The organism is Pleionea litopenaei (assembly GCF_031198435.1).
In the GTDB taxonomy this organism is placed as follows: Bacteria; Pseudomonadota; Gammaproteobacteria; order Enterobacterales; family Kangiellaceae; genus Pleionea; species Pleionea litopenaei.
Window position 1 is genome coordinate 62,631 of record NZ_CP133548.1, and the last position, 12,075, is coordinate 74,705.

The 12,075-nt window shown below is 44.7% G+C and carries 8 protein-coding genes; 7 read left to right on the forward strand and 1 reads right to left on the reverse strand.

All coding sequences use genetic code 11. The annotated features are described in order from the left end of the window. The first annotated feature begins 216 nt into the window (after nt 1–216). From Q9312_RS00195 to Q9312_RS00225, 7 genes are all read left to right on the forward strand, one after another. Complete coding sequence (locus tag Q9312_RS00195) at nt 217–1,449, forward strand: 3-oxoacyl-[acyl-carrier-protein] synthase III C-terminal domain-containing protein (RefSeq protein ID WP_309202506.1); 1,233 nt, start codon at nt 217–219, stop codon at nt 1,447–1,449. Further along, nucleotides 1,436–2,200, forward strand: a complete 765-nt coding sequence (locus tag Q9312_RS00200) for an iron-containing redox enzyme family protein (RefSeq protein WP_309202507.1) — start codon at nt 1,436–1,438, stop codon at nt 2,198–2,200. Before Q9312_RS00195 ends, Q9312_RS00200 begins: the two co-directional genes overlap by 14 nt. Next, nucleotides 2,200–3,081 (forward strand): DUF6999 family protein, encoded by an 882-nt coding sequence (locus Q9312_RS00205; protein WP_309202508.1) that lies wholly within the window; start codon nt 2,200–2,202, stop codon nt 3,079–3,081. The genes Q9312_RS00200 and Q9312_RS00205 overlap by 1 nt, the downstream gene beginning before the upstream one ends. 259 nt (nt 3,082–3,340) lie before the next feature. Then, complete coding sequence (locus Q9312_RS00210; protein WP_309202509.1) at nt 3,341–3,673, forward strand: hypothetical protein; 333 nt, start codon at nt 3,341–3,343, stop codon at nt 3,671–3,673. After that, complete coding sequence (locus Q9312_RS00215; protein WP_309202510.1) at nt 3,673–6,465, forward strand: immune inhibitor A domain-containing protein; 2,793 nt, start codon at nt 3,673–3,675, stop codon at nt 6,463–6,465. Before Q9312_RS00210 ends, Q9312_RS00215 begins: the two co-directional genes overlap by 1 nt. Before the next feature lie 143 nt (nt 6,466–6,608). After that, the gene (locus Q9312_RS00220) at nt 6,609–7,841 is read left to right on the forward strand and encodes a CaiB/BaiF CoA transferase family protein (protein ID WP_309202511.1); all 1,233 of its coding nucleotides are present in this window, start codon (nt 6,609–6,611) and stop codon (nt 7,839–7,841) included. Between the two features lie 216 nt (nt 7,842–8,057). Further along, a complete protein-coding gene (locus Q9312_RS00225; RefSeq protein WP_309202512.1) occupies nt 8,058–10,088 on the forward strand; it encodes a methyl-accepting chemotaxis protein in 2,031 nt (676 codons plus the stop codon). Nucleotides 10,089–10,173: 85 nt separating this feature from the next. Here Q9312_RS00225 and Q9312_RS00230 read toward each other — a convergent pair whose 3' ends face one another. Further along, the gene (locus tag Q9312_RS00230; protein WP_309202513.1) at nt 10,174–11,889 is read right to left on the reverse strand and encodes a PhoX family protein; all 1,716 of its coding nucleotides are present in this window, start codon (nt 11,887–11,889) and stop codon (nt 10,174–10,176) included. Nucleotides 11,890–12,075 lie beyond the last annotated feature (186 nt).

Here is a 12,075-nt window from a genome sequence, read left to right on the forward strand (position 1 = left end):
AACTTATTGACTCCGCCGCTGCAAAAGCTTGATACAAAGTCCAGCGTTAAAACGATAGGCATGGTTCTGACCAGATGTGCTTTAATAGCCTGACTTGATTTCAGTTGCATTGATGGCGACTGAAAGTATCAAATTTTAAGACCTGAGCTCAAGTCTTTGCGTGAATTAATTATTTTCTCTTAGTCTGTGCCTCAGTGAATAAACATGGGATTAAAAATGAAACAATCAAAGGAAATGCCGAGCACGCAGCGTTTGGATGATGGCGAAATGAGGCCATCGGATTCAAATACCGTTAAACCGGCTTATAATACCGTTAAACCGGCTTATATAGTTGGCTGCGGTGGTTATTTACCCGGTTTACCGATAACCAACGAGCAGATCCATCATTATATTGGGTACGTTACGTCGAAAAGCGAAAAACTAAAAAGAGCGACCTTACGAAAGAATGGTGTAAACACGCGACATTATGCGAGAGAGGCCGATGGCACGGTAACTCATTCAAACGCAGAATTGGCTGCTTTGGCCGTCGCTAATGCATTGCAAGATGCTACTTTCGATCCGTCACAACTTGAGTTTTTAGCCACGGCAACGACACAAGGCGATATGTTGGTTCCCGGACACGCAAGCTTGGTTCATGCAGCAACCGGTATTGACTCCCTGAGCTTAGCCTCGTTTCAGTCGGTATGTGCAAGCTCAACCATGGCAATTCAAAGTGCGGTGCACAGCATACAGTTAGGACAAACTCGTGTCAGTGCAGCGGTAGGTAGTGAGCTTTCGAGTGTTTGCTTTCAACCCAGCTTTTACCAGCCGTTCTATAATGAAGAAACGCCTGTCGATGAAGCTATGTCGCTAGAGTTTTTACGTTGGACGCTATCAGATGGTGGTGCGGCCTGTATTTTTTCAGACCGACCAAACCCCAATGGAGTGAGCTTTAAAGTCGACTGGATTGAACAGCGGAGTTTTGCCAACCGCGTTGAAAACTGTATGTATGCGGGAACGGCAAGCGCCAGCGATCAGAAGTACTGGCGGACATATTCATCACCACAACAAGCCTATCAGTCTGGAGCACTTGCATTAAAGCAAGATTTCGATTGTTTGTATAAGTTGTTTCCTTCTTGGGTTGGCTACTTTTGTGAACTGCTTGATAAACATCAGCTTGAGCCAACTTCCGTTGATCACTTTTTACCGCATTTTTCTGCTCAATCATTAGGTGATCATATGGCGCAGCTCCTCGATAAAGCGAAGGCATTGATTCCAAGAGACAAGTGGTTCAACAATTTAAACGCGATAGGCAACACGGGCAGTGCTTCTATATTCTTTATGCTCGACGGATTGAGAAAAACCAAAAAGCTCAGTCATGGAGAAAGCATTTTGTGTTTTGTTCCTGAGAGCGGTCGGTCAATCGCTTCATTCATCAAATTAACGGTGGTGTGTAATGATTCCAAATAATCTTAATCGAGACAACATCTCACGTTCAACAGATAGTATGCAAACACAAGCAGGGACCAGTGGAGCAAGCTCAGGGGCCATCAAAACAAGCAAAGCGCAAATATTGCGTCATTTAATTCAGGTTTGGTCGAATTTTGAGTATCAATTAAATCAACTGCCAGTGGTTAAGCAAGCGATTAGTGGAAATTTAACGCTGGCAAACCTGCAACGACTTTTGCTGGATCATTTACAACAAGTTAAGGAAGGGAGTGGATGGATCACACGAGCCGCCTCTTCAATAACGTCAGAGTATCTCGACATTCGTAATCAGTTCATTGCGCATGCACAGACCGAGCATAAAGATTACCTTATGCTGCAACAGAATTATCTTGCGGCAGGAGGGACTGAAGAAGCTTTGGATCGAGCAGAGAAGAATTTAGGAACGGAAGCATTTTCAGCGTGGATGTATCATCGTGCTTCGCAAGCCAACCCTTTTGATCTGATTGGCGCAATGTTTATTATTGAGGGGTTAGGACAACGATTCGCTGAGCACTTCACTAAGGGGTTAGCTAAGTGTTCGAGCATTCATCCTGACCATTACACTTTTTATCAATACCATGCTCAACATGATGAAGAGCACATAGAAGAGCTGGAGTCATTGCTAGAGCACCCGGTTTTTAATGACGCAAAACTTATTCAAGCGATCACTAAGACGGCAAAAGTCACCGCTCGGTTGTACTTACTGCAGTTGCAAGAAATAGGAAATAACTAATGGGTTGGACGAATAATTTTGACTACGCGAACTTTGACTCCAAGGATCCGAATCCTTGGCAATCATTATTTCTCGATAAAAGCTTGCCGATCGACCAAGGAGCTAAACAAGCGCTGCTAGACAATAACAATGCTTGGTCGCGTCGGGTGCTTTTACCTTTGCTTCGACCATTGGCGAAACTGTTAATCATTTTGGTTCAGTTAATACGCTTAGTTTTGCCCGCGAAAGTTAGTTCGTCTTTTTTATTGCACAGAGGTATCGCTTTTGGATTGAAATACTTTGTAAAACCAGAAGCGAGCTATTTGATTTTGCGACACTTTATCATTGGTTCGCAAATCCTTCGTTTTATTGAAGCTAATGTCAATCAATTTGAGTTTACCAGAGGCTTTACGATTAAAGCGGCGAGTTTAGACGACCTTAAAGACGATATGTTTCTAAAGCACGATTTAAATTTGTTCAATTTTGTCACCAGCCTCAATGGTCAAGTGAGCGACTTGTCATCGTCGATCCGTGCGTCGAGTCAGCTGGACTTCTCTTCGATAACCGATGATATTGAGTCGCAAATTTCAGTGCCGAAAAAACGTTGGTTTCGATTTTTAGATTTACAGTCGGCGATTGAATTATACACGCCGATATATGGTTTGTTTTTGAGTGACCATGACTTTTGGCGTGCGGTTGTTTCTTTGCAGCTCGATGAAACCATTGCTGGGTATGTCGCACGAATACTTAACGATCCTTTTCCACTAATAATGGTCAATAATCGTCATCCGATGGTGCCTCACAGTACTTTAAATGCTGGATTTCGGTTGATGCTGCACGGTCTCGATGCTGAGCAGTTGCACGGGTATCTTTTAAATCAAAAGAAAGATCGTAGTCAATGAACGAAAAATGGCTCCAGTTGAACGAACAATCACTGTGAAAAGGCCAAAAAAGCCTGTAAATATTCACGTATGCTTTACCATTCAATATCAGTATATATAAACAAAACAAAGACTTAGCGATGTTTCTTAGGTTGATTCTTAATCATTTCTTTAACTTGGTCACAGTTCGCAGTTTTTTCGGTAGTTTTTAACAGGGTAAAGCGGTCATTTTGGTATACACTAAAATCTCTAAATAAGATTTGGATTTAGTGATCAATTGATGAATTCCGTTAAAACGCAAGTCGTTACCTCTGTCGTTGTTACTTCAGTCATTGTTGCCTGTGCTTTGGCTTTAGGCGCGTGCACAACAAATACACCGGAAAAAGCACCCAGTTCTGCGAGCGATTCAGCGAGCGGGTCTAATGTTCCAGCACCGGTCCCTAATTGCAGTGCGCCTGCGCAGATTCCCGATATCTGGGTGTTAGAGCCAATGCTAGTGAAACAAGGCAAAATCAATTCTGAAATGACGAAAGAGCAAAAAGAAGCAGTTATTCGAGAATATATTCGAGCGAAAAACGAGCAGTATACCAAATGTAAGAAAGGTAAATTTTAATGTTTAAGTTAACTCCTATACACAGTCTACTATTGGCCGGAGCCGTGGCCGCAACAGGATTTGTTGCCGCTGCACCACAAGATGAAGTCATTTCATTGCGTGATCCGGGCGTGATAAACAAAGAACGCATCGTTTATTGGTTAAAGAAAAATGGAGCCATCGAAGAGCATGCGTCGCAAGCAGTCATTGAGCAAGCTCTCAACAACTATTTGCGCAACACCGCGAGCGGTCACACCAAGCCTATGGTCGTGCGCGTGATGGAAGAAAAAGCACTTAAGAATCACGCAAAATATAACAAATCGTCAAAGGCATCGATGGCCTCAACCGTAAAGGTTTTGTCGGTTTTGATAGATTTTCCTGATTTACCCTACGATGACAATCGTTTAACGCCAAGTGATACAGATATGTATTACTCAAGCTATCCGGTTTCGCATTATCAAGATCTTCAGTTCTCTACGACTGGATATACTGGCCCGAGCGGACAAAACTTAATGTCTGGTTATCAGTACTATCAGGCAGAGTCGGGTGGTTCTTTCTCTTTCACCGGAGAAACCTTTGGTTGGGTAACTGCAGACAATAATGCGAGCTATTACGGCGCGAATGATCCTAATCGCAATGACAATGACATTCGTCCGCAAGACTTGATCAAAGAAGCGGTTCAGAAAGCTGTAACCGCGAACAATATCGATCTGTCTGAATTCGATTTAGAAGATCCTTACGATCGTGACCAAGATGGTAATTTAGATGAGCCAGACGGCTTTATCGATCACGTTATGGTTTACCACTCAAGTATTGGTGAAGAAGCCGGTGGCGGCGTTTTAGGTGACGATGCTATATGGGCTCATCGCTTTTTCGTTAACTACACCGGCAATTTCAATACCATGGGTTTCCCAATTGATTATGGTACTTGTTCGCAAAATTCGACGTGTATTCGCCTGTATGGTTATACCGTTCAGCCATTGACTGCTGCTACAGGTGTGGTTGTTCATGAGTTTGGCCACGACTTAGGCCTTGCGGATGAATATGACATCGGCAATAACAGCGCCGGCTCTCCCGTTGGAAATTGGTCGGTCATGGCCTCGGGTAGTTGGACGGGTTCTCCTTCTGGAACCGTCCCAACTGGTTTCAGCCCTTATGCTCGTGATTATTTTCAAGATAAGTTTGGTGGAAATTGGATCACGCAAACAGAAATCAATTTTGCTGATTTAAACAGTACTGGAGTTACTCAGAATCTTGTCGAAGCGGTTAATCATAATGGTGCGACGGCTAACCAAATTCGAGTTGCTATGCCAGTTGCTCAAGCAGAGCCGTATGCGGGCAATTTCCAATACTATTCTGGTCAAGGAGATAACCTGTCAAATTCAATGTCATTTGATTTGTCTGTTCCTTCAGGCACGAACATTGCGTTAGAAATGAAAGCGCATTGGAATATTGAAGAAGATTGGGATTATGCGTGGGTTAAAATCAATGGAACTCCCGTCGCTGGAAACCACACTTCTCCAACAAATCCGTATACTGGGCAATACCCTGAATACGACGGCGTTGTTAATTACATTTCAGGTGCTAGTTCTGAAATTGTTGGTGCGGAAGGCCTAGAGAGTTGGGTGGACCTAAGTTTTGATCTCTCAGCCTATGCGGGACAAAACGTCACTGTCACTTTTGAGTACATCACCGATGCCAATACCGGTAGCTATGGATTTGCTGCAGATGAGATTGCTTTAACGGTTGATGGTTCTACAAGCTATACCGACGGTGCTGAAACGGCTGTTGCTACCCTAAGTGGTTTCACTCGTATTGGCGCATTGCAAGACTTTGCTGCACCGACTTACTACTATGTTCAGTTAAGAAGTCACAACGGCGTTGATGCTGGCTTGGATTCTCGCTCTTATACCGATGGTGTTGTATTGTGGTATCGCAACGATAACTACTCTGACAATCGTGTTGGTGATCACCCTGGTTATGGCTTTATTGGCGTTGTTGATGCTAACCAAACCTTGGTGGGTGGACAAACGTCGAGTCAGATCCGTGATGCTGCCTTCCAATTGGGCGGGTTCGATGTTTTCCGTGATACTGATGATTACTCACAACCAGGTATGCCTGCCGCTGGGCTTGTGTTACCTGTGCATGGGTTCGAAATGCAAATTTTGACACAGGCGAACGACAACACGACTGCGTCTGTATTGTTGAAAGCCAATGGTCTAGCACTTTCTGGTGGGTTTAATGTTGCTAAAGACGAGCTTTCTGTAACCTTCACCAACACTTCGTTCGGTGGTACTGCGCCTTACACGTATTCGTGGGACTTTGGTGATGGCAACACATCGACCGCAGCTTCTCCGACACATGTTTACGCTGCAGAAGGAACGTACACAGTTACTCTAACGGTAACTGATGCAGATACTACCGTGGCTGAATATAGCGAAGATGTAACCGTTGCTGAGTTGTTAATTCTACCGTTAGCAGCCTTCTCTCAAACGATTACTGATTTAACGGTAAACTTTAACAATACTTCAACCAGTGGACGTGGAGCGCTTAGTTACTCTTGGGATTTCGGTGATGGCAATTCATCAACCGCAACGTCTCCAACGCATACCTATGCCGCAGCAGGTACCTACACGGTTGTACTTGAAGTGACAGACAGTGTTGGCAGTGTCGATACTTCAACGAAAACCATTACAGTCACTGCGCCGCAAACTGGTGGTAACGGTGGTGGTAGTAGCGGTGGCGGCGGCTCATTGCCTCCTATCGTTATTGCACTACTTGGTCTAGTGGCGTTACGTCAACGTCGTCGCTAGTACTTGCTGAAAAGCATCCAAAAAGGCCAGCGAAATGCTGGCCTTTTTTATTGTCGAGTCGGAAAACTCGGCGTGTCTAAAGTATCGATATTCCTGCCAGCCCATGCTTTAATGAGTCATTGTTGATTGAGCATCAAAGTATTATGTCGAAGTTACTGTCAGACGTTAAAGTCTTAGATTTATCACGAATTCTTGCCGGTCCTTGGGCCACGCAACTCTTAGCCGATTTGGGCGCTGAAGTAATTAAAATAGAGCATCCGCGAGCGGGTGATGATACTCGTCATTGGGGCCCTCCGAATTTGCCGATGGCGTCAAAAAAATCCATTGAGTCAGGGTACTTTGTTTGCGCCAACCGAGGTAAACAATCTTTAGCTCTGGATATATCGACCACCGAAGGGCAAGCCATCATTCACCAACTGCTCGCTGAGAGTGATGTTCTGGTCGAAAACTTCAAAGTGAATGGACTGAAAAAGTATGGCTTAGATTACTCGTCGCTAAAATCACGCTACCCTAAACTGGTTTATTGTTCGATTACCGGATTCGGACAAACCGGTCCCTATGCGCAACAACCCGGGTACGATGCCATTATTCAAGCCATGGGCGGTTTAATGAGCATTACCGGAGCGCCAGAAGGTGAAACAGATTCCGGACCACAAAAAGTCGGGGTGGCAGTTGCTGATTTAATGACTGGAATGTACGCGAGCAGTGCAATATTGGCTGCATTGCACTATCAACGGCTTTATGGTGTCGGGCAACACATTGATCTGGCATTACTGGATACTCAAGTCGCGTGGTTAGCAAATCAAAATTTGAATTACTTTTTGACGGGAACCAGTCCATCGAGGCAGGGAACGGCTCATCCTAATATTGTTCCGTATCAGTCGTTTAAAACTGCTGATGGTTACATTATGGTGGCGGTTGGTAACGATGCACAGTTTGCACGCTTCTGTCGAGTTTTAGAACAACCTAATTGGGCTGAGAATGAGCGATTTCAATCGAACCGAGGGCGAGTTGAAAACCGTGATGAATTGGTCGCTTTAATTACTCTACAGATGCTCAAGAAAACCAGCGACGATTGGTTAAACTTGTTTCGCGATGAGCAAGTGCCTTGTGCACCCATCAATAATCTATCTCAAGTATTTTCAGATCCACAGGTCTGTGCGCGAGAAATGCGACGAACGATTGTCGATAACTATGGCCGTCAAGTACCTACCGTCGCAAACCCAATAAGATTTTCTGTAACGCCGGTTGAGTACAAGGCTGCTCCGCCCGTATTAGGAGAGTCGACCAAACAAATACTGATGAAGTTAGGTAAGTCAGAGACTGAATTGGCAGACTGGTTGGCACGTGGAATTATTTCTATCTCGGACCCTTAGTCGACGGAGTCATGGAGTCATGGAGTCATAGTAAACGTACCTATCGCAAAACAGTCCATCGCAAAACAGTCCATCGCAAAACAGTCCATCGCAAACCGGGCATCTCCAACAACCGACGCATGCACCCACTGAAAAATTCCATCAATACACTAAAGCTGCATGGAGGATGACCGATAACTTTACTAGACTTATAAAAAAATAAACAATGAGGGTAGTATGCAGGTCTCTAGTTCTCTCCAACGAAAACTTATTTTCTCGATTTCAGGAGCACTTGCTCTGCTGTTAGGTATCGCAGGGTATTTTGTTAGCGTTAAGATAGCCGAGTTAGCCGAAGATAAGGTTTCATCACAAGCCGCTTCACTGCTTGAGTTAAAAGCACAAGAGGTCACCAGCTTCTTTACTGAGAGAGCACGAGTTCCGCTCACCTTCTTTCAAGATCCAAGAGTCACCACTTGGTTTGCCAATCACCGACAACGCGGCGCCAATCTCGATGGCGACGAGAAATATCAAGGCATTCACCAATCATTTAACAAGATTGTTGCCAGTGATGAGACGATAAAATCGATCTTCATTGGGTCGGCCAATACTTTTGAGTACTTTTATGAGCAAGGGCGAGTGGGTGTTGATACCGAAGGCGCCAATGCTGGAGATGTGAGTAAAGGCTATTTTACCAATAAGCGTCCGTGGTGGCATGAAGCATTGAAGCAAGATCGGCTGTACCTCACTTCACCGCAAGTCGACGCGACGGATAAAACCGTTTCGTCAGTATTGCAAATGACGGTATATGGACCCAATCGGCAATTAATAGGGGTTGCCGGTGTCGATATTTTAATTACCACCGTCGGAGATTTGATTTCTCAAGTTCAATATGAAAATCAAGGTTCTGCGTTTCTTATCAATGAGCAGCAAGAGCTGGTTTATTTTGCAAGAAAGCAAGACGATTTAGAGCTAAATCAACCCTTGGCAGAGCTTGATGGCAAGTTTCAAAACAGCCAAGGATTTGCTGCGTTGAGTAGTCAGATTGCCAGCTCGGTCAGTGGCAAAGGCGTTCCAGTAGAATTAGAGGGTGTCGATTACCAAGTATTTTATGTACCTGTACAAGCTAAGGTACCCTATATTAATTGGACGTTGGGTCTGCTGGTTCCTGAGACAGTGATCAGTGAACCCATCGAACAAGCGGTGTTTTACTCAACACTTATTATCGTGTTGATTATTGTTGTTCTGTCTTTGATCACTTGGGTGATCAGTTTAAGAATCGTTCGGCCGGTAAAACAAATCGCGAATGCTATGTCAGACATAGCTCATGGCGATGGTGATTTAACTCGACGACTCAGTATTGTGTCGAATGATGAAGTCGGAGCCGTCGCCACTGAGTTTAATCGTTTTATTGATAAAATTCAGGGGTTGATTTCACAGGCCACCACTAATTCAGAACAAGTCAGTAGCACAGCAGATCGAGTGTCAGATACCGCATCAAAACTCAACCAAGAGGTGGTTCAAGAGCGCGGACAAATGGACAAAGTCGCCGACTCAGTTTCTCAGATGATGGGTGTCAGTGAAGCAATTAAACAGCAAGCGCAAAACGCCGATGCAGTGGTTGGTGAAGTTGCGAATTCCGTTGAAACGGTCGCAGATAATTCCAGAAATACTCAGCGAGTCATTAGCGAAGTATCACAAGCGATATCGAAAGCCACTGAAGCCGTCGTTGCTTTAAATGATGACGTCGGAGAAATCGGCGCGGTTTTAGACGTGATCAAAAATATTGCTGAGCAAACGAATTTATTGGCATTAAATGCAGCCATTGAGGCGGCAAGAGCGGGAGAGCAAGGGCGAGGCTTTGCGGTGGTTGCTGACGAAGTCAGGGTGTTAGCAACGCGTACACAAGAGTCTACCGATCATATTCAAAAAACCATCGAAAAGTTACAGTCGGGTGCCGCCATGGTTAAGCAATCGATGGAGCACAGCGATCAAATGAGTGACCAAGGCGTACAACAAGTTGAACAGGTCTTGTTGGCGATTGAGCAAATCGATTCGGCGGTAGGGCAAGTGAAGCAAGTCAGTAAAGATATTTCTAGTGCTACTCAAGAACAAGAAACCATTGCCAACACAATTGAGAAAAACTTAACCGCGATTCATCGTTTGACCGAACTTATGGTTAATCACTCTGGTGCAATGGACCAAGACTCTCATCTACTGAATCAACTTTCTAGCGAATTACAAAAAATCGTCAAGCAGTTTAAAGTTTAGTTGACTGGTAAAAGGATTAATTTAAGGGATAAAAAAGGCCAACGAGTGTTGGCCTTTTTTCTAACTTAATCAACAGACAAGATGTTTATTCACCTTTTGGGTTATAAATCCAAATCATGTTGTTTTCATGGTTGCCAGTATCTTCACCAATCACCACTCGACCATCATTCAATACTAATAAATTGTCAGGGTTAGAGATGTTTTCTACGTTACAACGGCTGCCTGCCGCATCCGCATCGTAAGGACCACCAACCACGGCGGGATCCATACGGGTAACATTGTAGTCGGCTTCTAAACCAAATCGGTAAACGACGCCACAACGATTCTCTTCGAGTTGAATATCACCAGTCGTGTCAGACATGCCACGAGCGACTTCTGACATCGCCACATACATGTAAGGAATGGTTTTATTCGCAGCACCATTGTAATTGATCATGATGCCTTCCATTTTACGAAACTCAGTGGTCGCACCTTTTGCCTCCGCGGCTTTTAACGTTTCTAAGAAAGCGTAGCGGTCGTCGCCAGTGCCATTGGTTGCCCAATCAGCGATTTCTGCATCAGTGATGTAGCTGGTAGAACCTTCAACGTAATCAGTTTCATCAATACCGTCATAGTCAGCAATCCAACCAGCGATTTCAGTATTGTTAGAGCTTCCCAACTCAATCCACTCGATGTCAAAGCCCGCTTTAGTTAAGTCTGACGTTGCATCTTGGGTTAACTTAGCCGCGTATAACGTTCCTGCCGACAAGTCATTAGCGTTGGTCGCGACGAACTTATAGAAGGCTTTATCAGTACCATCATCGGTCAAGTAAACGGTTTTACGGTCGGGCATTACAACCGCATTTTCATGAGCGGAACGGCCGAGAGTAAAGTGTTTTACTGGTACCGGGGCGGCTTCTGTTGGGTCGGTGATCTCTACGATGTAACCGTAGTTGTAAGGGTTAGGGAATGTTCCTCCCAAATAATCTTTTACCAAGCTAACATCGGCGTAGTTAGGATACCCTGAAGCGTACGCTGGGTTATTCCATTGATCCGTATTCTCAGCTTCGTAGTTTTCTTCTGAAGTGAGTGGCGTACCCCAAGGAGATACACTACCGAAACAGTTAATCATGGTGCCTAGCACGGCTGCGAAGTTAACGTTAATGCCGTCGGTAACATTCCACGTGCCGTCGTCATTTTTATCGACGGTTAAGCGTGTCATCGCCCCAGGTCGATCTTCCCATGCGGTGAATAAGAAGCCACTTTTGCCATCTGCGCTAGTCGGGATGAATGCATTGAAATCTGGATCTTGCGATTGCTTTAATTCAGCATCGTTTGCTGCATTGATGATGCCACCTAAACCGAAAGGAATGGCTCCCGCTAAGGTGTCATCTGCACGTCCTAGTGCTTGGAAGGTACCAACAGCAACTTGCGTGGTTTGACCCTCAGCGCTCGCGCTCGCTGGAACTGAAACTGGAGTGAAGCGCGGGTCTAGTTGATCTAAATCGAACCCAGCTACAACGCCAACCGCTGCATTATTTTCTGGTGCAGGAAGATCATCGGCTGGATGTTGAACATTAAAAAATAGCTCGCCATTGTCAGTTTTGTATAAGCCAGTTACTTCTGCTCCGAAAGGCACGGTTGCAAAACGGCTAAGTCTTGGTGGTGCGGTTAAATCTTGGCCATCGTTTCCTGCTGGTCCCGTTGGTCCTTGTGCGCCCATAGGACCCATATCGCCATCATCGGCACAACCCGCTAAAAATAAAGTAGAGGCAATCGCCACTGATAAGGTTGAACGAATAAATATTTTTGTTGATTTCATTGTGCTGTCCATCTTTGTTTGAGTTAATGTGACGATCGACACCTTAACGACTTAAGATGAACAAATTATAACGACTAGACGAAGCTTTTATGGCTGAGATATTTCGGATTTGTGACGAACGAAAAATACTCAGGTGGAATCTCTCTGTAGGTGCGTATTTAGAACGAAAGTTCAATCCGTATTTTT

What these genes read in the sequence shown, in the direction of transcription:
- Q9312_RS00195 (WP_309202506.1), top strand. Translation starts at nt 217, where the DNA reads ATGAAACAATCAAAGGAAATGCCGAGCACGCAGCGTTTGGATGATGGC.
- Q9312_RS00200 (WP_309202507.1), top strand. Translation starts at nt 1,436, where the DNA reads ATGATTCCAAATAATCTTAATCGAGACAACATCTCACGTTCAACAGAT.
- Q9312_RS00205 (WP_309202508.1), top strand. Translation starts at nt 2,200, where the DNA reads ATGGGTTGGACGAATAATTTTGACTACGCGAACTTTGACTCCAAGGAT.
- Q9312_RS00210 (WP_309202509.1), top strand. Translation starts at nt 3,341, where the DNA reads ATGAATTCCGTTAAAACGCAAGTCGTTACCTCTGTCGTTGTTACTTCA.
- Q9312_RS00215 (WP_309202510.1), top strand. Translation starts at nt 3,673, where the DNA reads ATGTTTAAGTTAACTCCTATACACAGTCTACTATTGGCCGGAGCCGTG.
- Q9312_RS00220 (WP_309202511.1), top strand. Translation starts at nt 6,609, where the DNA reads ATGTCGAAGTTACTGTCAGACGTTAAAGTCTTAGATTTATCACGAATT.
- Q9312_RS00225 (WP_309202512.1), top strand. Translation starts at nt 8,058, where the DNA reads ATGCAGGTCTCTAGTTCTCTCCAACGAAAACTTATTTTCTCGATTTCA.
- Q9312_RS00230 (WP_309202513.1), bottom strand. Translation starts at nt 11,889, where the DNA reads ATGAAATCAACAAAAATATTTATTCGTTCAACCTTATCAGTGGCGATT.